We start from the raw sequence: 26047 nt of genomic DNA on the forward strand, positions 1-26047 counted from the left end.
TCGTACGATTGATCAGATCGTAGGAACGCCCTGGAGCGAGCGACATCCGAGCGGCCCCGCGTTCACCCGGGTGAGTGAGGCGGTCACCCCCGGGACGCAGCAGGGCCGGTCCTCCCGTCACGGGAGGACCGGCCCTGTCGCCGGAGGCGGAACCTACTGGTTCTGGTTCTCGCCCCGGTAGAACTCGAAGACCCATCCGAAGATGCCGATCAGGATGATCGGGGCGGCCCAGAACATCAGCCACCAGCCGAAGATCACGCCCAGGAAGGCGAGCGCGCCACCGAGCGCCAGCGAGAGCGGCTGCCAGCTGTGCGGGGCGAAGAAGCCCAGCTCGCCGGCGTCGTCCGCGACCTCGGCCTCGGGGTTGTCACCCGCGCCGCTGTCCACCCGGCGGGCGGTGAAGGCGAGGTAGTACCCGATGAAGGCGCAGAGGCCGAAGGCCAGGAACAGCGCGGTGGTACCGGCGGCCTCGAGGCCCGGGCCGTCCTTCGCGTTGTTGGTCCACAGGCCGTACGTGATGGCCATCGCCAGCACGAAGACCGACAGGCCCAGGAAGATCTTTCCCTGTTCCTTCATCAGGCGTCACCCTCCTGCTTGCCCTTGCCCAGCTTCGGGGCGTCGTACTTCGCCGGGGTCACACCCGCGAGGTGCTTGGCCGGCTCGCCGTGGTTCTCCAGGTAGTCCAGCGCGGCGATCTCCGGGTGGTGGAGGTCGAAGGCCGGGGATTCGGAGCGGATCCGGGGCAGCGTGAGGAAGTTGTGCCGCGGCGGCGGGCAGGAGGTCGCCCACTCCAGGGAGCGGCCGAAGCCCCACGGGTCGTCCGCGGTGACCTTCTCGCCGTACTTGGCGGTCTTCCAGACGTTGTAGAGGAACGGCAGGATCGACAGGCCGAGCACGAAGGAGCCGATGGTCGAGACGGTGTTCAGCGTGGTGAAGCCGTCCGAGGCCAGGTAGTCGGCGTACCGGCGGGGCATGCCCTCGGCGCCCAGCCAGTGCTGCACCAGGAAGGTGGTGTGGAAGCCGAAGAACAGCGTCCAGAAGGTGATCTTGCCGAGGCGCTCGTCCAGCATCTTGCCGGTCATCTTCGGCCACCAGAAGTGGAAGCCGGCGAACATCGCGAAGACGACGGTGCCGAAGACCACGTAGTGGAAGTGGGCGACGACGAAGTACGAGTCCGAGACGTGGAAGTCGATCGGCGGCGAGGCCAGCAGGACACCGGTCAGACCACCGAAGAGGAAGGTGACCAGGAAGCCGACCGTCCAGAGCATCGGCGTCTCGAAGCTCAGCGAGCCCTTCCACATGGTGCCGACCCAGTTGAAGAACTTCACACCGGTCGGGACCGCGATCAGGAAGGTCATGAAGGAGAAGAACGGCAGCAGCACCTGTCCGGTGACGTACATGTGGTGCGCCCACACCGTCACCGACAGACCGGCGATCGCGATGGTGGCCGCGATCAGGCCGGAGTAGCCGAACATCGGCTTGCGGCTGAACACCGGGATGATCTCCGACACGATGCCGAAGAACGGCAGCGCGATGATGTACACCTCGGGGTGGCCGAAGAACCAGAACAGGTGTTGCCACAGCATCGCCCCGCCGTTGGCGGGATCGAAGACGTGGGCCCCGAACTTGCGGTCCGCCTCCAGGGCGAACAGCGCGGCGGCCAGCACCGGGAAGGCCAGCAGGACCAGCACCGAGGTCAGCAGGACGTTCCAGACGAAGATCGACATCCGGAACATCGTCATGCCCGGAGCGCGCATGCAGATGATCGTGGTGATGAAGTTGACCGCACCGAGGATCGTGCCGAAGCCGGAGAAGGCCAGACCCATGATCCACATGTCGCCGCCGACGCCGGGCGAGTGCACCGCGTCCGACAGCGGGGAGTAGGCGAACCAGCCGAAGTCGGCGGCGCCGTTCGGGGTCAGGAAGCCGCAGACCGCGATGGACGAACCGAAGAGGTACAGCCAGTACGCGAACATGTTCAGACGCGGGAAGGCCACGTCCGGGGCGCCGATCTGGAGCGGCATGATCCAGTTCGCGAAGCCCGCGAACAGCGGGGTCGCGAACATCAGCAGCATGATCGTGCCGTGCATCGTGAACGCCTGGTTGAACTGCTCGTTCGACAGGATCTGGGTCCCGGGACGAGCCAGCTCGGCGCGCATGACCAGGGCGAGGATGCCACCGATCAGGAAGAAGGCGAACGACGTGCCCAGGTACAGGGTGCCGATCGTCTTGTGGTCGGTGGTGGTCAACCACTTGATGATGGTCGAACCCGGCTTGCGGGTCCGCTGCGCGCCGACCGTGACGGCCTCGGCGCCCCCGCCGGCCGCGGCGGGCTCGTTGAGGATGGTCACTTCTCTTCACTTCCCATGCTGATGAGGCCGGAAGGCACCGCACCGTTCTGACCCTTGGCGCGAAGCTCGGCCAGGTGCTTGTCGTAGTCGGCGCGGTCGACGACCTTGACGTTGAACAGCATGCGCGAGTGGTCGACGCCGCAGAGCTCGGCGCACTTGCCCATGTAGTCACCCTTGACGGTCGGGGTGACCTCGAACTTGTTCACCACGCCCGGCACGACGTCCATCTTCATCATGAAGTTGACGGGCCAGAAGTCGTGGATGACGTCCCGAGAGGTGAGCCGGAACTGCACCGTCTCGTTGACCGGCAGCCAGAGCGTCGGAGCGTCCTTGGGCGTACCGACCTCGTACGCGGCGTCCTTGTTGGCCGGGTCGGGGGTCTCGGTGTTCTCGTAGTTGAACGCCCAGCTCCACTGGAAACCGACCACGTTGACGTAGTGCTGCGGCTTCGCGGAGACATGCGTCAGCTTCGACTCGTCGCGGGCGACGAAGTAGAAGAGGACCGAGACGATGATGATGGGGACCGCGGTGTAGAGCGCCTCGATGGGCACGTTGTACCGGGTCTGCGGGGGGATCTCCACGCCGGTGCGCTTGCGCCGGTGGAAGATCACGCTCCAGATGATCAGACCCCACATCAGTACGCCGACCACCAGCGCCGCGATCCAGGAGCCCTGCCACATCTGGAGGACCATGGGTCCTTCCTTCGTGACCGGACTCGGGAGGCCAAGCCTGGGGAGGTCGTTGGCCGAGCAGCCGGTGGCGGTCGCGATGACGAGGCCCAGTGCCAGCGCCTGAGGCAGCTTCCGCCGCATCGTGCGCCGCGGCGAGCGGTCGGAGCCGTTGGGACTCACGTAGCGCCTTCCCGAAGTCTCGCCCGCCTTCGCGTCGCACCGGGAGGGGAGTGTGAGCCCCTCCGGCGACCCGTCCACGGGCACGGTTTGAATGCTTATGCGGGCCAAACCCTACTCCAGCCTTATGCGCTCCTGACGGGCAGCCCCCGGTAACGCGCCGCCCGGTCGCCCGATCAGGCCCGGCAGGCGCTGCGCCGCAGGTCATCCTAGGCATTCGAGGTCCTTACGCCCGATCGGGGGATGACCTCGAACAACGCGGGTGACGGCCCGTCGGCACCGGACGAAGCGGACATTCGGGGTGATCGACTGACGGCGGGTGAGCAATGCGGACCGAGCCGCGGGGCTCCGGGTGTGTCGTTAAATGTGACCGTGTACTTCGACGTGGCCTCGACGGCCCCTCTGCACCCCGTCGCGCGGCAGGCCCTGACCGCCGCCCTGGACGAGGGCTGGGCCGATCCGGCCCGGCTGTACCGCTCCGGCCGACAGGCCCGGATGCTGCTGGACGCCGCCCGCGAGACGGTCGCCACCGTCCTGGGCGCGCGGCCCGACGAGATCTCCTTCACCGCGAGCGGGACGCAGGCCGTCCAACTCGGGCTGCTGGGCGCCCTGGCCGGGAACCGGCGGCGCGGTGGGCACCTGGTGCACTCCGCGGTGGAGCACTCCAGCGTGCTGCACGTCGCCGACCGCCACGAGGCCGGCGGCGGCGAGGTCTCGGTGGCCCCGGTGGACCGCACCGGGCGGGTGGACCCGCGGGCCTTCGGCGCCCTGCTGCGGACCGACACCGCGCTGGCCGCCCTGCAGAGCGCCAACCACGAGGTGGGCACCGTCCAGCCGGTCGGCGAGGTCGCCGACCTGTGCGCCGCGGCCGGGGTACCACTGCTGGTCGACGCCGCGCAGAGCGCCGGACGGATGGACGTCCCGGCGGGCTGGTCACTGCTGACCGCGAGCGCCCACAAGTGGGGCGGACCGCCCGGAGTCGGGATCCTCGCCGTGCGCAAGGGCGTCCGCTACGCCTCCCCGCTACCGGCCGACGAGCGCGAGGGCGGGCGGGTGCCCGGCTACGTCAACGTCCCGGCGATCGTGGCCGCGGCCGCCTCGCTGCGCGCCGTCCGGGCCGAGGCCGAGCGGGAGAACGCCCGGCTGCACGCCCTGGTGGAACGGATCCGCAGCCGGGTGCCGCAGCTGGTGCCCGAGGTCGAGGTGGTCGGCGACCCGGTGCGGCGACTGCCGCACCTCGCCACCTTCTCCTGCCTGTACGTGGACGGCGAGGTGCTGCTGACCGAGCTGGACCGGGCGGGCTTCGCGGTCTCCTCCGGTTCCTCCTGCACCTCCTCCACCCTGACGCCGAGCCACGTACTGGCCGCCATGGGAGTGCTCACCGAGGGCAACGTCCGGGTCTCACTGCCGTACGGGACGGCCGAGGCCGACGTGGAGCGCTTCCTCGCCGTGCTGCCGGAGGTGGTGGCCGGGGTCCGCGCCCCGCTCGGGCTGGACCTGCCGGCGCCGGCGGGCGATGCCGGACCGCTGCTCGTCATCGACGCGCTCGGCAAGCGGTGCCCGCTGCCGGTGATCGAGCTGGCGAAGCGGATCGGCGAGGTGCCGGTGGGCGGCACCGTCGCCGTGCTGGCGGACGACGAGGCGGCCCGGCTGGACGTCCCGGCCTGGTGCGGGATGCGCGGTCAGGAGTACGCCGGGGAGGCCCCGGCCGCCGACTACGGCGGCGACCGGGGCTCGGCCTACCTGGTGGTGCGCCGCTCCTGACCGGGACGGACCACTAGGGCGTGTCTGACAATTCGCGTCGGATCAGCGTGCGACGTTGGGGTGCGTGCATCGCAAGGCGGAGGAGGGAGTCCATGCGGAGCATCGGCGACCGACGACAACGCGGCGAGGTGCGTGCCCCGGCGTCGCACGCCCGGCGGGAATTGTCAGACACGCCCTAGACCAGGTGGGTGCGGATCTCCGCGGCGGCCTCGGCCCCGTAGGCGTCCTCGATCCGCTTGAGGAAGGCGGCCGGGCGCAGGTCGTACTCCTGGGTGCCGACGGTCTCGATCACCAGGGTGGCGAGCATGCAGCCGAGCTGGGCGGCGCGCTCCAGGTCGAGGCCCCAGGACAGGCCGGAGAGGAAGCCGGCCCGGAAGGCGTCGCCGACGCCGGTCGGGTCGACCTTGGCCTCCTCGGCCGGGCAGCCGACCACGATCGGGGCCTCGCCCTTGCGCTCGATCCGGACGCCCTTGCTGCCCAGGGTGGTGACCCGGGTGCCGACGCGGGTGAGCAGCTCCTCGGCGTCCCAGCCGGTCTTGGTCTCGATCAGCGCGGCCTCGTACTCGTTGGTGAAGAGGTACGAGGCGCCGTCCACCAGCTCGCGGATGTCCTCGCCGTCCAGGCGGGCCAGCTGCTGGGAGGGGTCGGCGGCGAAGGCGTAACCGCGGGTGCGGCACTCCTGGGTGTGGCGGACCATGCCCTGGGGGTCGTCGGCGCCGACCAGGACGAGGTCGAGGCCGCCGACGCGGTCCGCGATCGGCTTGAGCTCGATGTTGCGGGCCTCGGCCATGGCACCGGTGTAGAACGAGGCGATCTGGTTGTGGTCCTCGTCCGTGGTGCACATGAAGCGGGCGGTGTGCCGGGTCTCGGAGATGTGGACGGAGTTGCAGTCCACGTTGTTGCGCTCCAGCCAGCTGCGGTACTCGGCGAAGTCCGCGCCGGCGGCACCGACCAGGATCGGCCGGAGCCCGAGCACGCCCATGCCGAACGCGATGTTCGGCGCGACGCCACCGCGGCGGATGTCCAGGGCGTCGACCAGGAAGGACAGCGACACGGTGTGCAGCTGCTCGGCGACGAGCTGGTCGGCGAACCGACCGGGGAACGTCATCAGGTGGTCGGTGGCGATCGAGCCGGCGACGGCGATACGCACGGGGGTCTCCTCAGGATGGCAACAGGGCCAGCGGGGGCGAATGAACCCACTCACGGTACCCGTCCGGCACGGCACGCCAGCAAGAGTCCCGCAAGCTGCCGGTCGCCTTCCCTGCCATGGTGGCACCCTGAACCCTCGACCGTGTACTACCTCCGGGTAGCACTGGTGGGCCCACCGGGCCGGGCCTAGGGTCGGCGGCATGGAGCCCTGCCGCGATCGGGCGGGGCCCGTCCCGACCGTGGCGATGCGGCCACGGCCCTCGATCGGAGCGATGCCCGATGATGTCCGACCAATTCCCGCCGAGCGCCCGCCGGGCCGACGCGGACGCCGAGACCCTCGACGCGCTGGTCCGCTCCTCCCGGCGGCTGCGCCGGTTCTGGCCACTGGTGACGGCCGGGCCGGAGCCCGCCGCCCCCGCGTCCGTCGGCGTGCGGGTGCCGTCCGGGGCGCAGCGACTGGTCGCCGGGATGGCCGAGTACGGCATGTGAGGACCGGGGAACCGGATCCGACCGGGGCACGTCACATCCGCGCGGTGCGGCCGAGGAGGCGGTGCCGCTGAGCCCTCGGGAGGATGTGCAGATGGATCTGGAGACGATGCCCCGCCGCGGTCGGCGGGCGGTGGCCCTGGCGGTGGCCGCGCTGGCGGCGGTGGTGACCCTGGCCGGCTGCAACGGCGACGGCAAGGGCTCCGGGGACTCGGCGGCGCGCAGCGCCACGGCCTCCGCGAGCAGCTCGGCCTCGCCGAGCGGTTCCCCGACGGCCCCGGCGGACTCCGGCTCGCCGTCCGCGCCGGCGCCCGCGGGGGCCCCGTCGGGCGAGGCCACGCCGACCCCGGCCGAGCCCGCACCCGGGCGGCCCACCACGCCGGCCACTCCCCCGGCCAACGGGATCGCCCCCGGCGAGCCCAACCCGGCCGGTGGCGGCCCGGCCAACTCCAACGTCCGGCCGCCGACCGGCTACCGGCTGGACGGCAGCAACAAGCTGACCGTCTACTTCTTCGGCGGGGTCTGCACCACGTACGCGGTGAAGGCCGACGAGTCGCAGCCGAACCAGGTGGGCGTGGTGATCGTGCCGGGCCCGCCGACCGTCCAGCCCGGGCACGTCTGCACCGCGATGGCCAAGCGGCAGGCCGTCTCCGTCGACCTGCGCTCGCCGCTGGCCGGGCGGACGGTGGTGGACCGGACGAGCGGCCAGGAGGTGCCGCTGGAGGGCGACGCCCACGCGGGCCCGGACCCGGTCACCCCGGACGGCGCCGCGCGCTAGCGGCAAGCGGCAAGCGGCCACGACGGAACGCGGAAGGCGGCCCCGGGGAAATCCCCGGGGCCGCCTTCCGTGTTCGAGACCCGCCGTCAGGCTTAGCTGAACGAGTCGCCGCAGGCGCAGGAGCCGGTGGCGTTCGGGTTGTCGATCGTGAAGCCCTGCTTCTCGATGGTGTCGACGAAGTCGACGGTGGCGCCACCCAGGTACGGGGCGCTCATGCGGTCGGTGACGACCTTGACGCCACCGAAGTCCTTGAGCACGTCGCCGTCGAGCGAGCGCTCGTCGAAGAACAGCTGGTAACGCAGGCCGGAGCAGCCACCGGGCTGGACGGCGACGCGCAGCGCGAGGTCCTCGCGGCCTTCCTGCTCCAGCAGGGCCTTGACCTTGGCCGCGGCGGCATCGGTGAGGAGGATGCCACTCTCGACGGTGGTCTCGTCCTGGACGGTCATCTGCTTTCTCCCGGTCTTGACGACGGTCTGCCGCCAGTGCCAACCACCGACCGCCCGGATTCATTTCCCGGACGGAGGGGGATTTCTGCGGCCTGTTCGACGGCTGGTTCTCCGTGGGCCGGGCGCGTCACCCGGGCCTCTACGCTCCCCATGCTCGCACAACCGGGGCGGACCGGGCACCGCCCGCGTCACGGATCCGGGCGAACCGGCCCCACGGCCGCCCGCCGGACGCCAGGATGGCGGCATGATCCTTCGCCAGGTCAGGGACACCGCAGCGGACGCGGAGGTCGTCCAGGAACTGTCCCTCGCCGCGTTCGCCGGACCGTCCGACGACCCCGCGCGGCCACCGGGACCGACGCCGCTGCAGCTGGCCCGGACCAGGCACCTGGCGCGCACCGACCCCGGCGGCTGCTGGCTGGCGGAGAGCGGCGGGCAGGCGGTCGGAGTGGTGCTGTCGATGCGCCGCGAGGGCCTGTGGATGCCCTCGCTGTTCGCCGTCCGGCCGTCCGCCCGGGACCAGGGGATCGGGCGGCTGCTGTTCGAACGGGCCCTGGCGCACGCCCGGGGCTGTCTGCGCGGGATGGTCTGCGCCTCCGACTCCCCCGCGGCGGCCCGCCGCTACCGGCTGGCCGGCTTCACCCTGCACCCGGCGATGCGGCTGACCGGGCGGGTGGACCGGGACGGGCTGATCGACCCCGGCGACATCCCGGTGCACCGCGGCAACACCACCCACCTGCACCTGCTGGACTCGGTGGACCGGCGGCTGCGCGGGTCCGCGCACGGCCCGGACCACGAGCTGATGCTCGGCCACTTCGAGGAGCTGCTGGTCGCCGACGCGCTGGCCGGCAGCGGCTACTGCTACCGGGACGGCGGCACGGTGCGGCTGCTGGCGGCCACCAGCAAGCGGATCGCGGCCCGGCTGCTGCGCGAGGCGCTGGCCCGGGTGCCGGACGGGACCGAGGCCCGGGTGGAGTACCTGACCGCCGAGCAGGAGTGGGCACTGGACGTCGGGCTGGAGGTCGGGCTGACACCGGAGACCGGCGGCTTCGTCGGGGTGCGCGGGATGCGGCCGCCGACGCCGTACCTGCCCAGCGGGGCCTTCCTGTAGCCCGGCGGGTACGCGGACGGCCCCACCGGGGGCGGGCCGGTGGGGCCGTACGGAGGAACGGAGGACGGGGGCCTGGATCAGGCCATGGTGTCCAGGATCTCCCGGACCATCTCCATGGTGGTGCCCGGGTGCAGGAAGGCGAAGCGGGCGACCGTCTCGCCGTCCCAGCCGGTCGGGGTGACGAAGCCGATCTGGTCCGCGAGCAGCTGCTGCGACCAGCGGTAGTAGTCGTCGTTGGTCCAGCCCTTGCGCTTGAAGCAGACCGCGGAGAGCTGCGGGTCGAACAGCAGCTCCAGGTGCTCGGTGTCGCGGATCAGCTGGGCGGTGTCCCGCGCCAGCCGGAGGCCGGTCTCGATGGCGTCGGTGTACGCCTGCACGCCGTGGACGGCGAGCGAGAACCAGAGCGGCAGGCCGCGGGCGCGCCGGGTCAGGTGGTAGGCGTAGTCGGTGGGGTTCCACTCGTCGCCGTCGGTGTGCAGGACGTCCAGGTAGGAGGCGTCCTGGGTGTGCACGGCGCGGGCGAGCTGCGGGTTGCGGTAGATCAGCGCGGCGCAGTCGAAGGGGGCGAACAGCCACTTGTGCGGGTCGACCACGAAGGAGTCGGCGTGCTCGATGCCGTTGTAGCGCTCGCGCACCGACGGGGCGAACAGGCCGGCGCCGCCGTAGGCGCCGTCCACGTGGAACCACAGGTCGCGCTCGCGGGCGACCTCGGCCAGGCCGGCCAGGTCGTCGACGATGCCCTCGTTGGTGGTGCCGGCGGTGCCGACGACGGCGATCACCGTCTCCGGGTTCGGGTCGGCGGCCAGGGCGGCGCGCAGCGCCTCGCCGGTGAAGCGCCGGTTCACGGTCGGGACCTTGAAGGCCTCGACGCCGATGATGTTGAAGGTGTTCTTGACCGAGGAGTGCACCTGGTCGGCGACGGCTATCCGCAGCCGGGCCTCCGGCCCGACGCCGAGCTTGCGGCGGGCGGTGTCGCGGGCGACCACCAGGGCGGACAGGTTGCCCGCGGAGCCGCCGGAGACGAAGCAGCCGCCGGCCGAGGCGGGCATCCCGGCCCGGTCGGCGATCAGGCGCAGCACCTGGTTCTCGGCGGCGATGGCGCCGGCCGCCTCCAGCCAGGAGATGCCCTGCAGCGAGGCGCAGGAGACGACCATGTCGAAGAGCAGCGCGGCCTTGGTCGGGGCGCACGGGATGAAGGACAGGTAGCGGGGGCTGTCGGCGGAGATGACCGCGCGGGACAGCTCGTGGTCGTACAGCTTGAGCACGTCGGCCGGGTTGTTGCCGTCCTGGTTGAGCAGGCCGGCCAGCTGGGTGCGCAGGTGCTCGCCGTCACCGGGGTGGTCGAGCGGGACGGGGTCGTACTGCAGCCGCTCCCGCATGTAGTCGAAAACCAGGTCGACCAGTTCGTTGTCGGGCCGGTGCATGCGGTCGGGTGCTGCGGACACGGCTGTCCCTCTCGGCTGTGGGTGTCGGGGGGATCCGGGCGGCGGGACGCCTCACCGCGCTGACCGGACGTGATCAGCGTAGGCAGCGGGGGCGCTTCCCCGCGCGTCGGAACGCGGCTGGTCAGGCAGCTTTCGAGCGTCTTCGGGCGGCCCCGCGCAGGTTTCCTGCGTGCCCCTGGTGGCCGGGGCCGGCGATCAGCCGATCAGCTGGGAGAGGACCACCGAGGAGCGGCTGCGCTGCACGCCGGGCTCGCGCCGGATGCGCTCGATGACGGCCTCCAGGTGTCGCATGTCGGCGGCCCGCAGGTGCACCAGGGCGTCCGGGTCGCCGGTGACCGTCCAGGCGGCGACCACCTCGGGGAACTGGCGCAGGCTGGCGAGGATCTCCTCGGGGGCGGTCCGCTCGCGGCAGTAGACCTCGACGAAGGCCTCGGTCTGCCAGCCGAGCACGGCCGGGTCGAGCACCACGGTGAAGCCCCGCACCACGCCGCGCGCCCGGAGCCGGTCGATCCGGCGGCGCACGGCGGTGGCGGAGAGGTTCACCTGGAGACCGATCTCGGCGTAGGAGGCGCGGCCGTCGCTGCCGAGGCGGACGAGGAGCTGCCGGTCGGTCTCGTCGAGGTCCGCCCCGATCACCTCGTGCGCTCGGCTGCTGGTCATCGGTGCGGGGCTCCACGGGTCGTGCGGTGGGGGTGGGGGGAGCGTCCCGGGCGGCGGGCGGTGCTGTCGCACCCGCCGACGCCACTGCCGAAACGGTTCGCCACCCATTCTGGCGGATGACCTGAACGAGTTCATCGCGCGCGGATGACCGGGAGAAGGCCGTCGGTCCACCTGACGGGCGTCGATCGTCACGCCCGCCGTCGACCGGAGGGCCTCGCAGGCGTACCGGCCCCGGGACGTCTTCATGTTCATGGCCCAGCCGGGCCCGGGGCTTCGAAATATCGATTCGGCTACGGCAGGAAGCATCCGATCCGGCGAGCGGTTCTCGTCACATCGACAGGATGGCCATCGTCACTCTGACGCTAACCGGTTAGAATAGATAGTGTCAGATAGACGAAAAGGCCCCACCGCTCGTTCGGCCGCACAGAAGGGCACCCGCCCGTGACCACCACCATCACCGAGACCCACGGCGTCGACCCCACTCCGACGCCGCTCGCTCTGCTGCTGCTCGGCCGAGAGGCCGACCCGAACAGCGAGCGCGGCGTCGAGTGCCCCGGCGACCTCCCACCGGCCTCGGACCCGAACCTCGTCGAGCGCGCCCGGGCGGCCAAGGCCGCGCTGGGCGACCGCGTCTTCATCCTCGGCCACCACTACCAGCGCGACGAGGTGATCGAGTTCGCCGACGTCACCGGCGACTCCTTCAAGCTCGCCCGCGACGCCGCGGCCCGCCCGGAGGCCGAGTACATCGTCTTCTGCGGCGTGCACTTCATGGCCGAGTCCGCCGACATCCTCACCGGCGACCGCCAGCAGGTCGTACTGCCGGACCTCGCGGCCGGCTGCTCGATGGCGGACATGGCCACCGCCGAGCAGGTCGCCGAGTGCTGGGACGTGCTGACCGACGCCGGCATAGCCGACGTGACCGTCCCGGTCTCGTACATGAACTCCTCCGCCGACATCAAGGCCTTCACCGGCAAGCACGGCGGCACCATCTGCACCTCCTCCAACGCCCAGCGGGCCCTGGAGTGGGCCTTCGAACAGGGCCAGAAGGTGCTCTTCCTGCCCGACCAGCACCTCGGCCGCAACACCGCGGTGCGGGACATGGGCATGTCGCTGGACGACTGCGTCCTGTACAACCCGCACAAGCCCAACGGCGGCCTGACCGTCGAGCAGCTGCGGAACGCCAAGATGATCCTCTGGCGCGGCCACTGCTCGGTGCACGGCCGGTTCAGCGTGGACTCGGTGAACGACGTCCGCGCGCGGATCCCCGGCGTGACCGTCCTGGTGCACCCCGAGTGCAAGCACGAGGTCGTCGACGCCGCCGACATGGTGGGTTCGACCGAGTACATCATCAAGGCCCTGGACGCGGCCGAGCCCGGCTCCAAGTGGGCCATCGGCACCGAGCTGAACCTGGTCCGCCGCCTGGCCAAGGCGCACCCGGACAAGGAGGTCGTCTTCCTCGACCGCACGGTCTGCTTCTGCTCGACCATGAACCGGATCGACCTGCCGCACCTGGTCTGGGCGCTGGAGTCGCTGGTCGAGGGCCGGGTGCCGAACGTGATCACGGTGGACCCGGAGACCGAGAAGTACGCCAAGGCCGCGCTGGACCGGATGCTGGCCCTCCCGTAGCCGAAGGCGGCCCCCACCCGCTCGGGCGGATCCCCGCCCCGAGCCGAAGGGGCGCGCCGGTGCCGAAAGCAAGGAGCGACAAGCGAGGCACGAGCGCCGGAGCGACGACCGTCGGCACCGGATCCGAGCGCCCCGGAGGCGAGCGGGCGAGTCACGGCGAAGGGCGGGTCCCCTCCGGTTCGGAGGGGACCCGCCCTTTCGTCTGGCAGCGGCCGCGCGGCTACTCGTACTCGGGGAAGCCCGGGATGACGCCCTCGCCCTCGGAGAGCAGGAGGGACCGGACCTCGTCGAGGGTCGCCTCGGCGCTCGGCAGGATCAGCTCGGACGGCTCCAGCGAGTCGTCCGGCAGTCGGGTGCCGTACTGCTTCACGGCACCCAGCAGCTTGCCGTAGGCCTGGCGGAAGGTGTCCTCGTCGCCCGACTCCACCGCGGTGAGCAGCTCGTCGTCGAGCTGGTTGAGCAGGTTCAGGTGGTCCTCGCCCACCTCGAACTGCCCCTCACCCATGACCCTCATGATCATGCTGCGCTTCTCCTGGTTCGTGGGTGGTTCCAGCTCACTTGTTGTAGTTGATCCGCGGGGTGTCCTGCGGGTGCGCGTCCTGCGGCTGCGGCTGCTGGGCCGGCTTGCCCTGCTCGATCGCGGCCGGACCGGCGGCGGGGCCGCCGGACAGCTCGGCCTTCATCCGGGCCAGCTCCAGCTCGACGTCGGAACCGCCGGCCACCCGCTCCAGCTCGGCCTCGATGTCGTCCTTGCGGCCGAGACCGCTGGCGTCGTCGAGCGCGCCGGAGGCCAGCAGCTCGTCGATCGCACCGGCCCGGGCCTGCATCTGCGCCGTCTTGTCCTCGGCGCGCTGGATAGCCAGGCCGACGTCGCCCATCTCCTCCGAGATGCCGGAGAAGGACTCGGCGATGCGGGTCTGCGCCTGCGCCGCGGTGTAGGTGGCCTTGATGGTCTCCTTCTTGGTGCGGAAGGCGTCCACCTTGGCCTGGAGCCGCTGGGAGGCGAGCGTGAGCTTCTCCTCCTCGGCCTGCAGGGCCTGGTACTGCGTCTCCAGATCGGTGATCTGGGACTGCATGTTGGCCTTGCGGGTCAGCGCCTCGCGGGCGAGGTCCTCGCGGCCGAGGGAGAGCGCCTTGCGGCCCTGGTCCTCGTACTTCGCCGACTGCTGCTGGAGCTGGGTCAGCTGGAGTTCCAGGCGCTTGCGCGAGGTCGCGACGTCCGCGACGCCACGCCGTACCTTCTGCAGCAGTTCGAGCTGCTTCTGGTAGGAGTAGTCGAGCGTCTCACGGGGATCCTCCGCCCGGTCCAAGGCCTTGTTCGCCTTGGAGCGGAAGATCAGCCCCATACGCTTCATGATTCCGTCGCTCATGGGCCTCGGGTGCCCCCTTCTCCGGCCTGCGGTTTTAAATCTCGTTACCAGACACGACGAGTGTATGTGCAGCGAGCCCTTCGCCGCAGTGCACCTGCCTGCAACAAGACTGCTACAGCGACCAGGGGCAGAACCTCATCCCCCGGGTGGATCCGCCTCTCATCCTCCCCATCCTCCATCCGATTGATCCCCTACGGGAAGAGCACGGGAAACCCCGGTCGGAGCGCGGCCGGACGGATCGATACGCGTTTGGGTCCGAGGGGACCCGTGGTCGCCGCGCCGCACCCCGTACGCTGGGGGTGTGTTCCGACGCCGTTCAGATGATGCCGCCGCCTCCGCCACCGTGCTGGAGGACGAGACGCCCCAGGCCCGCCACCCGCAGGCCAAGAAGGGCCGCCCCACCCCGAAGCGCAACGAGGCCGAGGCCAACCGGCGCACCCGGGTCGTGGTGCCCAAGGACCGCAAGGAGGCCTCCCGCCAGGCGCGCGAGCGGATGCGCGTCGAGCGCGAGAAGCAGCGCCAGGCGCTGATCGACGGCGACGAGCGCCACCTGCCGGCCCGCGACAAGGGGCCGGTGCGCAAGTTCGCCCGCGACTACGTGGACTCCCGCTGGTCGCTCGCCGAGTTCTTCCTGCCGGCCGCCGTGGTCATCCTGGTGCTGAGCATCGTCAAGGTGCCGACCCTGCAGCTGCTGTCCACGCTGCTGTTCCTGCTGTTCTTCGTCCTGGTGATCCTGGACTTCGTCCGCCTCGGCCTCGGTCTGCGCAAGCAGCTGGGCGAGCGCTTCGCCGGGCAGAACACCCGCGGCGTGGTCGCGTACGGCATCATGCGCACCCTGCAGATGCGCCGACTGCGCCTGCCCAAGCCGCAGGTGCGGCGCGGGGAGAAGCCCTGACCGCCGAACCGGTGGACTCCGGCTGGGCCCCGCCTTCCTGGGAGGGGCCCGGCCTCTACGCATTGCCCGGGCAGGGGGACGGCGGCCACGACCGGCTCGGCCAGGAACGTCGGCTGCCCTCCCGCAGCGGCTCCTTCGCCGGCGGCACCGCGGCCTGGCTGGACCGGCTCGGCGGACTGCGCAACTTCGTCCGGCAGGAGCTCGTCTCCCGGCAGCTCGCCGAGCAGCTCACCGGCCGCACCGCCCAGCGGGTCCTGGACATCGGCTGCGGACAGGGCACCCAGGCGCTGCGGCTGGCCCGGGCCGGCCACTACGTCACCGGGATCGACTCCGACCCGGTCGCGCTCGGCGTCGCCCAGGGGGCGCTCGCCGAGGAGCCGCCCGAGGTCCGCGGCCGGCTGCAGCTGCTCAGCGGTGACGGCCACCAGTGCGGGCGCTGGTTCGGCCCGCGCAGCTTCGACGTGGTGCTCTGCCACGGCGTCCTGATGTACCTGCCGGACCCGGACCCGATGATCGCCTCGCTGGCCCGGCTGCTGGCGCCGGGCGGGCTGCTCTCGCTGCTGGTGCGCAACGGCGACGCGCTCGCGCTGCGGCCCGCCGCCGCCGGGGACTGGCGGGCCGCCCTGCACGCCTTCGAGAGCGACCGGTACTACAACCGGCTCGGACTGGCCGCCCGGGCCGACCGGCTCGCCGACCTGACCGTCACCCTCTCCGAGGTCTCGGTGCCGGTCCGGCACTGGTACGGCGTCCGGGTCTTCACCGACAACGCGCCCGACGACGCCGCCCCGCCGGTCGACGGGCGGCAGCTGGCCCAGCTGCTGGAGGCCGAGGACCGGGCCGGCCGCACCGACCCGTACCGGCAGGTCGCCGCGCTGCTGCACGTGATCGGTGCGAAGTAACCACCCCTGACGGGCGGTCGCGCCGGTCAGCCCTCGTGCAGGCTCATCGAGTAGATGACCCGGTCGTCGTCCAGCAGGACGGCGTTGTCCACGCCCTCCTCGGCGAGCTGCTTCCAGCTCTCCCCGATCCAGGTCTCGGCGTCGCCCTGGCCGGCGAACTCCTCCTGCCCGAGGGCCGACGTCACCGCGCTGCCGTCCGCCTTCTCGTACCGCCACGTCCAGACCATGCCCGGCTCCTCCCACTGACGCTGCCTTGTGTGCTGCGCAGGTTAGCCTGCCCGGCCCGATCTTCCGTATGCCTGTCGGGCAGGATGGGCGGCATGGCGACCCACCCCCCGCTCCCCCGCACGCTGCTGCTCGGCGGCGCCCGCTCCGGCAAGTCCACCCGTGCCGAGCAGCTGCTCGCCGAGCACCCGGACGTCCTGTACGTGGCCACCGGCGGCACCCGGGACGGCGACGCCGAGTGGGCCCAGCGGGTCGCCCTGCACCGGGACCGCCGGCCGGCGAGCTGGCGCACCGCCGAGACCTGCGACCTGGAGGCCGTGCTCGCCGACGCCGGCGACCCGGCGCCGGTGCTGATCGACTGCCTGGCGCTGTGGCTGACCGCCGTGATGGACGAGTGCGACGCCTGGGACGACGACGCCTGGGCGGCCGGCGGCGAGGCCGCGGTGCAGCGCCGGTGCGCGGCCCTGGCCGCGGCCTGGGCCGGAACCCGGCGGACGGCCGTCGCGGTGAGCAACGAGGTCGGCATGGGCGTCGTCCCGGCCACCGCCGCCGGACGGCGCTTCCGGGACACCCTGGGCCGGCTCAACATGGCCGTGGCGGACGCCTCCGAGCGGGTCCTGCTGGTCGTCGCGGGACAGGTTCTGACGGTCAAGCCGAGCCCGCACACCTGCGCCGTGTAGCCTTCCGGACGATGGACACGACCGTGGATCTCGATACGTTCTCCTCGCTCGTCGAGCGCCCCGACGACAGCGCCCGACGGGCCGCCGAGGAACGCTGGCAGGAAGCCGGCCGACCGCGCGGCGGCCTGGGCAAGCTGGAGGAGCTGGGCAGCTGGCTGTCGTCCGTACAGGGGCACTCCCCGGTGCGGCCGGTCTCGGCGCCCAAGGTGCTGCTGTTCGCCGCCGACCACGGCGTGGCCGCGCTCGGCGTCTCCCGGCTGCCCGCCGACGGCGGCACCGCGGCCCGGGTACGGGCGGTGCTCGACGGCAGCGCCCCGGTGGCCCGGCTGGCCGCGCGCTACGGCGCCGACGTGCGGGTCATCGACGTCGCGGTGGACACCGACCCCGCGGACTTCCCGGACGAGGTGGTCGCCCACCGGATCCGGCGCGGCTCCGGCCGGATCGACGTCGAGGACGCCCTCACCCCGGAGGAGACCGTCCGGGCCTTCCGGGCCGGCATGGCCGTGGCCGACGAGGAGGCCGACACCGGCACCGACCTGGTGCTGCTCGGCGACCTCGGGGTCGGCTCCACCACGGTGGCCGCCGTCCTGGTCGGCGCGCTGTGCGGGACGGACGCGGCCGCCGTGTGCGGACGCGGCTCGGGCATCGACGACCGGGTGTGGATGGTCAAGTGCGCCACCATCCGGGACTCGCTGCGACGGGCCCGCCCGGTGCTCGGCGACCAGCTGGCGCTGCTCGGCGCCACCGGCGGGGCGGACTTCGCCGCGATCACCGGCTTCCTGCTCCAGGCCGCCGTCCGCCGGCTGCCGGTGGTGCTGGACGGCGTGGTCTCCTCGGCCTGCGCGCTGGTCGCGCAGCGGATCGCCTTCCGGTCGCCGGAGTGGTGGCGGGCCGGGCAGTCCAGCGGCGAGCCCGCCCAGGCGAAGGCGTACGACCGGCTGACCCTGACGCCCTTGCAGGACCAGGGGATCACCCTGGGCGAGGGCGTCGGCGCGGTGCTCGCGCTGCCGCTGCTCCAGGCCGCGGGCGACGCGCTCGCGGACGAGGCGCCCAGGCCGTTCGTGCCCTCGGCGCCGAAGGAGCAGCCGAAGCTGCCGTCGGCCGCCGACCTGCTCAGGAAGCTGTAGCGGCTCCAACCGGGGCGGGGGCGGCGGAGGCCGGCTCCCGGCCCGTGGCCCTGCGCTTCGCGCGTTCCCCGCGCCCCTTCTCCGGGGCGCGGGGATTCTGCTTGTCGGGGGGATCCTGCTGGTCGGGGGCGGGCCCCGGCGCGGGGGCGGGTTCGGTGCGGTTCGGGGCGGGCCCCGGCGCGGGGGCGGGTTCGGTGCGGTTCGGGTGCGGTGGAGGAGTGAGTGGGAGCGATGGCCGACGGCGGCGAGCGGGCGACGTGGGGCGAAGGGCTGCGGTTCGCGTTCGGGACGCTGTCGGTGCTGCGGGTGCGGGTCGAGCGGTGGGACCGGGCCGCCGCGGCCCGGGCCATGACGGCGGCTCCGGTGGTCGGCCTGGTGCTGGGCGCCGTCGCCGCCGGGGCCGGTGCCCTGGTGGCCTGGCGGGCGGGCGGACCGCTCGCCGCGGTGACGGCGGTGGGGGTGCTCGCCGCGCTCACCAGGGGGCTGCACCTGGACGGCCTGGCGGACGTCGCCGACGGCCTGGGCAGCGGCAAACCGGCCGAGGACGCGCTGCGGATCATGAAGCAGTCCGACATCGGCCCGTTCGGCGTGCTGACCCTGCTGCTGGTGCTGCTCGCCCAGGTCGCCGCCCTGGCCGGGCAGTTCGGGCAGTCGACGGCGCGCGGCGCCCTCGCGGTGCTCGCCTCGGCGGTGGCCGCGCGCTGCGCGCTGGCCTGGGGCTGCCTGCGGTCGGTGCCGGCCGCCCGCCCGGGCGGGCTGGGGGCGATGGTGGCGAGCACCGTCGCGCCCGCGGCGGCCGCCACCGGGACACTGGCCGCCGCGCTCGCCGTGGCGGCGCCCGGACTGTTCGACGGATGGTCAGCCGTACGCCTCCCGCTGGCCGTTGTGATCGGCGTCGGCTGCTCCCGACTGCTGCTCACGCGGTGCGTGCGCCGGTTCGGCGGGATCACCGGGGACGTGCTCGGCGCGACGGCCGAGACCGCCGCCACCGGGACGCTGTTCGCCCTGGCGTTGCTCGGCTGACACCGGGCGGCGCGTGATCCCACCATGCGGACTACCATGCGTGAAGCACCGCAGCCCTGCACCGTGGCAGGTCCTGCCCGCCCGGCGCGCACCGAGGAGCCGGGGCCTCTGGTGTGCGCGGCCGCTCCGGCGGACGCGCGCGCCAGGGGGCCCGGACCCGCAGGGCCCGCCGGCGGACGGCCTGCGACGGCGGGCTGCGCCGGTGCGGCAGTCACGCCGCGACCGGCCGTGGACCGCGAAAGAACAGGACGCATTACGTGACTGCATTGTCTGTGAGCACCTCCTCCGCCGCCTCGCTGCGCGCGGACGCCCTGGTGGTCGGTGTCGCGAAGGGCCCCAAGGGGATCGTGCTGGCCCCCGGTGCCGAGGCCGTGAACGAGGCGTTCGAGGGCAAGCTGGCCGAGATCCTCGGCACCCTGGGCGCGACCGGTGCCGAGGGCGAGACCGTCAAGGTCGCCTCCCCCGCCGGTCTCAAGGCCGCGCTCGTGCTCGCGGTCGGCCTCGGCGAGGCGGCCGAGGACGGCTACGGCCTGGAGGCGCTGCGCCGCGCCGCCGGCGTCGCCGCCCGCACCCTGGCCGGCGTCAAGAAGGCCGCGCTGGCCCTGCCGGCCGAGTCCGCGGAGGAGGTCGAGGCGGTCGCGCTCGGCGGCCTGCTCGGCTCGTACGCCTTCGGCACCTACAAGGGCAACGGCGGCGGCAAGGAGCCGGTCGGCGAGCTGGTCCTGCTGACCGTCCGCAAGGGCAGCAAGGACGCCAAGGCCGCCGTGGAGCGGGCCGCCGCGATCGGCGAGGAGATGAACCGCGCCCGCGACCTGGTCAACACCGCGCCGAACGACCTGAACCCGAAGAGCTTCGCCGCGATCGCCCAGGCGGCCGGCAAGGAGCACGGCCTCAAGGTCGAGGTCCTGGACGAGAAGGCGCTGACCAAGGGCGGCTTCGGCGGCCTGCTGGGTGTCGGCAACGGCTCGACCAACCCGCCGCGGCTGGTGAAGGTGGCCTACACCCACCCGAAGGCGAAGGCCTCGCTGGCCTTCATCGGCAAGGGCATCACCTACGACTCGGGCGGCATCTCGCTCAAGCCGGCCGGCCACAACGAGACCATGAAGTGCGACATGGCCGGTGCCGCCGCCGTGTTCGCCGCCGTGGTGGCCGCCAAGCGCCTGGGCCTGGCCGTCAACGTCACCGCCTGGCTCGCGCTGGCCGAGAACATGCCGTCGGGCTCCGCCACCCGCCCGGGTGACGTGCTGCGCATGTACGGCGGCAAGACCGTCGAGGTGCTGAACACGGACGCCGAGGGCCGCCTGGTGCTGGCCGACGCGATCGTCAAGGCCGGCGAGGAGAACCCGGACGTCATCGTCGACGTGGCGACCCTGACCGGCGCCATGGTGCTGGCCCTGGGCACCCGCACCTTCGGTGTGATGGCCAACAACGACGAGCTGCGCGACAACCTGCACGCCCTCGCGGGCGAGGTGGGCGAGCAGTCCTGGCCGATGCCGCTGCCGGCCGAGCTCAAGAAGGGCATGACCGACTCGACCATCGCCGACCTGGCCAACATGGGCGAGCGGATGGGCGGCGGCCTGGTGGCCGGCCTGTTCCTCCAGGAGTTCGTGGCCGAGGGCATCGACTGGGCGCACCTGGACATCGCCGGCCCGGCGTTCCACGAGAGCGCCCCGTTCGGCTACACCCCGAAGGGCGGCACCGCGAGCGCGGTGCGCACCCTGGTCCGGTTCGCGGAGCAGACCGCGGCCAACGGCAAGGCCTGATCCGAGCGGATCCGAACCCCGACGGGGGCCCGGCGCGCGTGCGCCGGGCCCCCGTCGGCGTTCCCGCACGGGTTACCTGCGGGTAGGCCCGGACACCCCACCGCACCTCTGTTCGCCACGGGCGAAACTTTGTTCCGCACTGCGGAAGAGGTGGCCCCGAAGCGGGCGGAAGACGCCCGTCCGGCGGCTGTCAACAAGGCCTTGAGCTGCGATGATGCCCTTCCGTCGGGGGTGTTCCCGCCCAGGTGACCACTCCGTGGGACACCCCTGGGGTGGACCCGGACATCAGCCACCGCGAACAAGTGCGAAGATGTATTTCCGGCACGACTGGGCGCCTCACAAAGGCTTCCGACCCACCGGACCGCGACCGGCCCGGCGACCCACCCCATTGCATGGAGGACGTGACGTGGCGAACGACGCCAGCACCGTTTTCGACGTAGTCATTCTCGGAGGCGGAAGCGGCGGTTACGCCGCGGCGCTCCGCGCCGCTCAGCTGGGTCTGAGCGTCGCCCTGGTCGAGAAGGGTGAGCTGGGCGGCACCTGCCTGCACCGCGGCTGCATCCCGACCAAGGCCCTGCTCCACGCCGCCGAGATCGCGGACGAGACGAAGGAGGCCGCCGAGTTCGGCGTGCTGGCCACCTTCCAGGGCATCGACATCAACGGCGTCCACAAGTACAAGGACGACGTCATCGCCGGCCTGTACAAGGGCCTCCAGGGCCTGGTGGCGTCCCGCAAGGTCACCTTCATCCAGGGCGCGGGCAAGCTCTCCTCGCAGACCTCGGTCGACGTGAACGGCCAGCGCATCGAGGGCCGCCACATCGTCCTCGCCACCGGTTCGGTGCCGCGCTCGATCCCGGGCCTGGAGATCGACGGCAACCGCGTGATCTCCTCGGACCACGCCCTCAAGCTCGACCGGATCCCGAAGTCGGTCGTCATCCTCGGCGGCGGCGTCATCGGCGTCGAGTTCGCCTCGGTCTGGAAGTCCTTCGGCGTCGAGGTCACCATCGTCGAGGCGCTGCCGCACCTCGTCCCGCTGGAGGACGAGAACTCCTCCAAGCTGCTGGAGCGCGCCTTCCGCAAGCGCGGCATCAAGTTCGAGCTCAAGGCCCGCTTCTCCGGCGTCGAGTACACCGAGTCCGGTGTCCGCGTCTCCACCGAGAACGGCAAGCAGATCGACGCCGACCTGCTGCTCGTCGCCATCGGCCGCGGCCCGGTCTCGGCCGGCCTCGGCTACGAGGAGAACGGCGTCGCGATGGACCGCGGCTACGTCCTGGTCGACGAGTACATGCGCACCAACGTGCCCACCATCTCCGCCGTCGGCGACCTCGCCCCGACCCTGCAGCTGGCCCACGTCGGCTTCGCCGAGGGCATCCTGGTCGCCGAGCGGCTGGCCGGCCTCAAGCCGGTGCCGATCGACTACGACGGCGTCCCGCGCGTGACCTACTCCAACCCCGAGGTCGCCTCCGTCGGCATCTCCGAGGCCAAGGCCGTCGAGCTGTACGGCAAGGAGAAGGTCGTCACCCTCAAGTACAACCTGGCCGGCAACGGCAAGAGCAAGATCCTGAAGACCGCCGGCGAGATCAAGCTCGTCCAGGTCAAGGACGGCGCCGTGGTCGGCGTCCACATGGTCGGCGCCCGCATGGGCGAGCAGGTCGGCGAAGCCCAGCTGATCTACAACTGGGAGGCCCTGCCGGCCGAGGTCGCGCAGCTGATCCACGCGCACCCGACCCAGTCCGAGGCCCTGGGCGAGGCGCACCTGGCGCTGGCCGGCAAGCCGCTGCACGCGCACGACTGATCGCGCCCACCACCCCCCGTTTCCGGTACTTCCCGTACTTCCCGTACGCAAGACTTGATAGGAGTCGCTGAAACCATGGCGGTCTCAGTAACACTGCCCGCGCTGGGCGAGAGCGTTTCCGAGGGCACTGTCACCCGTTGGCTCAAGGCCGAGGGTGAGCGTGTCGAGGTCGACGAGCCGCTGCTCGAGGTGTCGACCGACAAGGTCGACACCGAGATCCCGGCCCCGGCTTCCGGCATCCTCTCCTCGATCAAGGTCGGCGAGGACGAGACCGTCGAGGTCGGCGCCGAGCTGGCGATCATCGACGACGGCACCGGTGCCCCGGCCGCCGCCCCGGCCCCCGTGGCCGAGGCCGCGCCCGTCGCCGCCCCGGCCCCGGTTGCCGCTCCGGCTCCGGTCGCCGAGGCCCCGGCCGCTCCGGCTGCCGCCCCGGCTGCTCCGGCCGCTCCGGCCGCTCCGGCCGCCGACGCCACCCCGGTGCTGCTGCCCGCTCTGGGCGAGTCGGTCACCGAGGGCACCGTCACCCGTTGGCTCAAGGCCGAGGGTGAGACGGTCGAGATCGACGAGCCGCTGCTCGAGGTCTCCACCGACAAGGTCGACACCGAGATCCCGTCGCCGGTCGCCGGCGTCGTCGTCAAGATCCTGGTCGGCGAGGACGAGACCGCCGAGGTCGGCGCCCAGCTCGCGCTGATCGGTGCCCCGGGTGCCGCCGCTGCCGCTCCGGCTCCCGCCGCCGCCCCGGCTCCGGCTCCGGCTCCCGTTGCCGCTCCGGCTCCGGCCCCGGTTGCCGCTCCGGCTCCGGTCGCCCCGGCCGCTGCTCCGGCTCCGGCTGCCCCGGTTGCCGCTCCGGTTGCCGCTCCGGCTCCGGCCCCGGTCGCCGCTCCGGCCCCGGTCGCCGCTCCGGCCGCCCCGGTGGCCGACGCCGGTGACGCCTACGTCACCCCGCTGGTGCGCAAGCTCGCCGCCGAGCACGGCGTCGCGCTGTCCTCCGTCGCCGGTACCGGCGTCGGCGGCCGCATCCGCAAGCAGGACGTCATCGCCGCCGCGGAGGCCGCCAAGGCCGCCCCGGCCCCGGTCGCCGCCGCTCCGGCCGCCGCCGCTGCGCCGAAGGCCGCCGCCGCGCCGTCCGCCCTGCGCGGCCAGACGGTCAAGATGACCCGCATGCGCAAGGTCATCGGCGACAACATGATGAAGGCCCTGCACGAGCAGGCCCAGCTGACCAGCGTGGTCGAGGTGGACGTCACCAAGATCATGTCGCTGCGCGCCAAGGCCAAGGAGGGCTTCCTGGCCCGCGAGGGCGTCAAGCTCTCCCCGATGCCGTTCTTCGTGAAGGCCGCCGCCCAGGCGCTCAAGGTCCACGCGGTCGTCAACGCGCGGATCAACGACGCCGAGGGCACCATCACCTACTTCGACACCGAGAACATCGGCATCGCGGTGGACTCCGAGAAGGGTCTGATGACCCCGGTCATCAAGGGTGCGGGCGACCTCAACATCGCCGGCATCTCGAAGAAGACCGCCGAGTTGGCCGCCAAGGTCCGCGACAGCAAGATCACCCCGGACGAGCTGTCCGGCGCCACCTTCACGATCAGCAACACCGGCTCTCGCGGTGCCCTGTTCGACACCGTGATCGTGCCGCCGAACCAGGCCGCCATCCTGGGCATCGGCGCCACCGTCAAGCGCCCGGTGGTCATCGAGGCCGACGGCGGCACCGCCATCGGCATCCGCGACATGACCTACCTGTCGCTCTCCTACGACCACCGCCTGGTGGACGGCGCCGACGCCGCCCGCTACCTGGTCGCGGTCAAGGAGATCCTGGAGGCCGGCGAGTTCGAGGTCGAGCTCGGCCTGTAAGCCGGCCCGACCGCAGCACGGTCGTACGGAGCCCCGTGTCGTCACCGGACGGCGCGGGGCTCCGCCGCTCCCGGGATGCGGTTCGCGCCGGGTCATGGCATGCGTGGAGACGACGGAAAAGGGATGCTTGAGCGGTGATGGACGAGACCGACTTCTGGCAGATCATCGACGACACCTGGGAGGCCGCCGACGGCGATCCCGACGAACAGGCCGAGCGGCTCGTGGAGCGCCTCGTCCAGCTGACCCCCGACGACGTGATCGACTTCGGTCGGCTGTTCGAGGCCCGGTTCCAGCGCGCCTACCGCTACGACCTGTGGGGTGCGGCCCACCTGCTGCTGGACGGCGCCTCCGAGGACACCTTCGACTACTTCCGCTGCTGGCTGATCGGCCAGGGCCGGGAGGTCTTCGAGGGCGGGCTGGCCGAACCGGACGACCTGGCGGACCTGCTGCCCGAGTTCGACGAGGAGGAGGACGGCGAGGCCGAGGACCTCGGCTACGCCGCCGACGAGGCGTACGAGCAGCTGACCGGCCTGCCGCTGCCCGAGGTGGGCGGGCGGCAGACGGGGCGGCCGACCGGGGCGTTCCTGGACTTCGACGACCCGGACGTGATGGCGAAGCGCTTCCCCAAGCTCTGGGAGCGGTACGGGGACTGATCCCCGGGGATCAGGTGCTGCTGCCGGCGGAGCCGTCCTGCTTGATGCCCTTGAGGATCTGGTCCAGCACCGCCGGGTCCGGCGCGGCCGGGTCGTCGTCCACGCCGCCCTCGAAGATCACGTAGCCGCCGCTCTTGGCCGGGACGGCGGCCAGCAGGACGTAGCCCTGGGTGCCGTCGGAGGTGCGGACGTGCCAGCGGGTGGCGTAGCCGAGCACACCGGCGACGGAGACGTAGCCGGAGCCGGAGTCGGTGTGCGAGGTGATCCCGGAGAAGATCGTCCCGGCGTAGGTCGGCATCACCGAGTCGGCGGCCCCCTTGGGGGTGTCGCCCTGGACGGTGTCCTTCTCGATCGAGAACTGGCCGCGGATGCAGGAGTTGCCGTCGGCGCAGGAGTAGCGGCCGCTGCCGAGGTAGACGGTGGAGTGCGTGGAGTTGGTCGCCGCGTCCCAGCCGTCGAGGACCGGGACGGTGATCGCGTGCTGCGGGTCCGGGACGGTGCTCTTGACCGACGGGACGGGCTTGGGGGCCGGCGTGCTCCGGGTCGGGGTGGGGCTCGGCCTCGGGTTGTCGCTCTGGGTGACGGTGACCGTGGGGTTCGGGGTCGGGTCGGCCTTGGTGTCCCCGCCGCCGCTGAGCGTGAGCCCGGCGATGATCCCGCCGACGACCAGCACCGCGACCGAGATGCCGACGATCACACCGGTTCGGTTCTTCGCGGGGGCGGGCGGCGGGTAGCCGTAGCCGGCGCCCGGGTAGGCCTCCTGGCCGGGGTGGGCCGGCTGGCCCGGGTACTGCTGCTGGCCGGCGTACGGGCCCTGGCCGGGGTAGCCGTACCCGGGTGACTGGACCGCGTCCTGCGCCGGGTAGCCGTAGCCGGGGGCGGGTGAGCCGCTCTGCGCGGGGTAGCCGTAGCCGACCTGCGGCGGCTGCGCGGCGGGGGGCTGCCAGCCCTGGGTCGGGGCGTCGGCGAGCTGTCCGCCGGGGGCCTGGAGCGGCCGGACCTCGGTGGTCCAGGCGTTGCCGTCCCACCAGCGCTCGTGACCGGGGGTGCCGTCCGCACCCGGGACCGGGTACCACCCGGGAGGCGTCGAGTTGCTCACGGGCGT

The 26047-nt window shown here is 72.3% G+C and carries 24 protein-coding genes and 1 pseudogene; 14 read left to right on the plus strand and 11 right to left on the minus strand.

Annotation, left to right across the window (positions count from 1 at the left end; translation table 11 throughout):
* Positions 1–153 precede the first annotated feature (153 nt).
* Genes ACZ58X_RS21910 through ctaC form a run of 3 tightly spaced genes read right to left on the minus strand, consistent with a single transcriptional unit; the run spans position 154 to position 3202 of the window.
* A complete protein-coding gene (locus ACZ58X_RS21910) occupies positions 154–576 on the minus strand; it encodes a cytochrome c oxidase subunit 4 (protein ID WP_360227923.1) in 423 nt (140 codons plus the stop codon).
* Positions 576–2351 (minus strand): aa3-type cytochrome oxidase subunit I, encoded by a 1776-nt coding sequence (ctaD, locus tag ACZ58X_RS21915; protein ID WP_350504562.1) that lies wholly within the window; start codon positions 2349–2351, stop codon positions 576–578. Before ctaD ends, ACZ58X_RS21910 begins: the two co-directional genes overlap by 1 nt.
* The gene (gene ctaC / locus ACZ58X_RS21920; protein ID WP_380405952.1) at positions 2348–3202 is read right to left on the minus strand and encodes an aa3-type cytochrome oxidase subunit II; all 855 of its coding nucleotides are present in this window, start codon (positions 3200–3202) and stop codon (positions 2348–2350) included. Before ctaC ends, ctaD begins: the two co-directional genes overlap by 4 nt.
* Positions 3203–3571: 369 nt before the next feature.
* Between ctaC and ACZ58X_RS21925 the strand changes: the two genes are divergently transcribed.
* On the plus strand, positions 3572–4963 hold the full coding sequence (locus ACZ58X_RS21925) for an aminotransferase class V-fold PLP-dependent enzyme (protein WP_470335276.1): 1392 nt from the start codon (positions 3572–3574) through the stop codon (positions 4961–4963).
* A gap of 175 nt (positions 4964–5138) precedes the next feature.
* Here ACZ58X_RS21925 and ACZ58X_RS21930 read toward each other — a convergent pair whose 3' ends face one another.
* Positions 5139–6113 carry a carbohydrate kinase family protein gene (locus tag ACZ58X_RS21930; protein ID WP_375897352.1) on the minus strand — a complete coding sequence of 325 codons (975 nt, stop codon included), beginning with the start codon at positions 6111–6113 and terminating at the stop codon, positions 5139–5141.
* Positions 6114–6391: 278 nt separating this feature from the next.
* On the opposite strand from ACZ58X_RS21930, the gene ACZ58X_RS21935 reads away from it, so the two are divergent.
* Positions 6392–6601, plus strand: coding sequence for a hypothetical protein (locus ACZ58X_RS21935; RefSeq protein ID WP_470335277.1), 210 nt, complete (start codon positions 6392–6394; stop codon positions 6599–6601).
* A gap of 91 nt (positions 6602–6692) precedes the next feature.
* Positions 6693–7376: a hypothetical protein gene (locus tag ACZ58X_RS21940; RefSeq protein WP_470335278.1), complete on the plus strand. Its 684-nt coding sequence runs from the start codon at positions 6693–6695 to the stop codon at positions 7374–7376.
* Between the two features lie 92 nt (positions 7377–7468).
* Here the strand turns inward: ACZ58X_RS21940 and ACZ58X_RS21945 are convergent, their stop codons facing one another.
* Positions 7469–7822, minus strand: a complete 354-nt coding sequence (locus ACZ58X_RS21945) for an iron-sulfur cluster assembly accessory protein (protein WP_375892557.1) — start codon at positions 7820–7822, stop codon at positions 7469–7471.
* Positions 7823–8066: 244 nt separating this feature from the next.
* On the opposite strand from ACZ58X_RS21945, the gene ACZ58X_RS21950 reads away from it, so the two are divergent.
* On the plus strand, positions 8067–8930 hold the full coding sequence (locus ACZ58X_RS21950; RefSeq protein WP_470335279.1) for a GNAT family N-acetyltransferase: 864 nt from the start codon (positions 8067–8069) through the stop codon (positions 8928–8930).
* 77 nt (positions 8931–9007) lie between these two features.
* Here the strand turns inward: ACZ58X_RS21950 and ACZ58X_RS21955 are convergent, their stop codons facing one another.
* Together ACZ58X_RS21955 and ACZ58X_RS21960 are read right to left on the minus strand one after the other, a co-directional pair.
* Positions 9008–10375 carry a pyridoxal phosphate-dependent decarboxylase family protein gene (locus tag ACZ58X_RS21955; RefSeq protein ID WP_470335280.1) on the minus strand — a complete coding sequence of 456 codons (1368 nt, stop codon included), beginning with the start codon at positions 10373–10375 and terminating at the stop codon, positions 9008–9010.
* A 195-nt stretch (positions 10376–10570) separates the two neighbouring features.
* Positions 10571–11035 (minus strand): Lrp/AsnC family transcriptional regulator, encoded by a 465-nt coding sequence (locus tag ACZ58X_RS21960; protein WP_470335281.1) that lies wholly within the window; start codon positions 11033–11035, stop codon positions 10571–10573.
* Between the two features lie 441 nt (positions 11036–11476).
* Here ACZ58X_RS21960 and nadA point away from each other — a divergent pair, with 441 nt between their 5' ends.
* Positions 11477–12661 (plus strand): quinolinate synthase NadA, encoded by a 1185-nt coding sequence (gene nadA, locus ACZ58X_RS21965; protein ID WP_470335282.1) that lies wholly within the window; start codon positions 11477–11479, stop codon positions 12659–12661.
* A 220-nt stretch (positions 12662–12881) separates the two neighbouring features.
* Here the strand turns inward: nadA and pspAA are convergent, their stop codons facing one another.
* Both pspAA and ACZ58X_RS21975 read right to left on the minus strand, forming a co-directional pair.
* The gene (gene pspAA, locus ACZ58X_RS21970) at positions 12882–13181 is read right to left on the minus strand and encodes a PspA-associated protein PspAA (RefSeq protein ID WP_470335283.1); all 300 of its coding nucleotides are present in this window, start codon (positions 13179–13181) and stop codon (positions 12882–12884) included.
* Between the two features lie 34 nt (positions 13182–13215).
* Complete coding sequence (locus ACZ58X_RS21975; protein ID WP_375892566.1) at positions 13216–14031, minus strand: PspA/IM30 family protein; 816 nt, start codon at positions 14029–14031, stop codon at positions 13216–13218.
* A gap of 301 nt (positions 14032–14332) precedes the next feature.
* Between ACZ58X_RS21975 and ACZ58X_RS21980 the strand changes: the two genes are divergently transcribed.
* On the plus strand, positions 14333–14926 hold the full coding sequence (locus ACZ58X_RS21980; RefSeq protein WP_470335284.1) for a DUF3043 domain-containing protein: 594 nt from the start codon (positions 14333–14335) through the stop codon (positions 14924–14926).
* 158 nt (positions 14927–15084) lie between these two features.
* Positions 15085–15825, plus strand: a complete 741-nt coding sequence (locus tag ACZ58X_RS21985; protein ID WP_375892686.1) for a class I SAM-dependent methyltransferase — start codon at positions 15085–15087, stop codon at positions 15823–15825.
* A 26-nt stretch (positions 15826–15851) separates the two neighbouring features.
* On the opposite strand, the gene ACZ58X_RS21990 is transcribed toward ACZ58X_RS21985, so the two are convergent.
* A complete protein-coding gene (locus tag ACZ58X_RS21990; RefSeq protein ID WP_470335285.1) occupies positions 15852–16052 on the minus strand; it encodes a hypothetical protein in 201 nt (66 codons plus the stop codon).
* A gap of 105 nt (positions 16053–16157) precedes the next feature.
* On the opposite strand from ACZ58X_RS21990, the pseudogene cobU reads away from it, so the two are divergent.
* From cobU to ACZ58X_RS22025, 7 genes and pseudogenes are all read left to right on the plus strand, one after another.
* Positions 16158–16730 (plus strand): annotated as a pseudogene (gene cobU, locus ACZ58X_RS21995) (bifunctional adenosylcobinamide kinase/adenosylcobinamide-phosphate guanylyltransferase); the annotation flags it as partial.
* Between the two features lie 11 nt (positions 16731–16741).
* Positions 16742–17857: a nicotinate-nucleotide--dimethylbenzimidazole phosphoribosyltransferase gene (locus tag ACZ58X_RS22000; RefSeq protein ID WP_470335286.1), complete on the plus strand. Its 1116-nt coding sequence runs from the start codon at positions 16742–16744 to the stop codon at positions 17855–17857.
* A 231-nt stretch (positions 17858–18088) separates the two neighbouring features.
* Positions 18089–18880, plus strand: coding sequence for an adenosylcobinamide-GDP ribazoletransferase (locus ACZ58X_RS22005; protein WP_470335314.1), 792 nt, complete (start codon positions 18089–18091; stop codon positions 18878–18880).
* Positions 18881–19137: 257 nt separating this feature from the next.
* Complete coding sequence (locus tag ACZ58X_RS22010; protein WP_470335287.1) at positions 19138–20643, plus strand: leucyl aminopeptidase; 1506 nt, start codon at positions 19138–19140, stop codon at positions 20641–20643.
* Positions 20644–21049: 406 nt separating this feature from the next.
* On the plus strand, positions 21050–22438 hold the full coding sequence (lpdA, locus tag ACZ58X_RS22015) for a dihydrolipoyl dehydrogenase (protein WP_363436169.1): 1389 nt from the start codon (positions 21050–21052) through the stop codon (positions 22436–22438).
* Positions 22439–22513: 75 nt separating this feature from the next.
* On the plus strand, positions 22514–24289 hold the full coding sequence (sucB, locus tag ACZ58X_RS22020; protein WP_470335288.1) for a 2-oxoglutarate dehydrogenase, E2 component, dihydrolipoamide succinyltransferase: 1776 nt from the start codon (positions 22514–22516) through the stop codon (positions 24287–24289).
* Positions 24290–24426: 137 nt separating this feature from the next.
* Complete coding sequence (locus ACZ58X_RS22025; RefSeq protein ID WP_470335289.1) at positions 24427–24942, plus strand: DUF4240 domain-containing protein; 516 nt, start codon at positions 24427–24429, stop codon at positions 24940–24942.
* A 10-nt stretch (positions 24943–24952) separates the two neighbouring features.
* Here ACZ58X_RS22025 and ACZ58X_RS22030 read toward each other — a convergent pair whose 3' ends face one another.
* Positions 24953–26041 (minus strand): DUF2510 domain-containing protein, encoded by a 1089-nt coding sequence (locus ACZ58X_RS22030; protein ID WP_470335290.1) that lies wholly within the window; start codon positions 26039–26041, stop codon positions 24953–24955.
* Between the last annotated feature and the right edge of the window lie 6 nt (positions 26042–26047).

The organism is Kitasatospora sp. NPDC040550 (assembly GCF_055594965.1).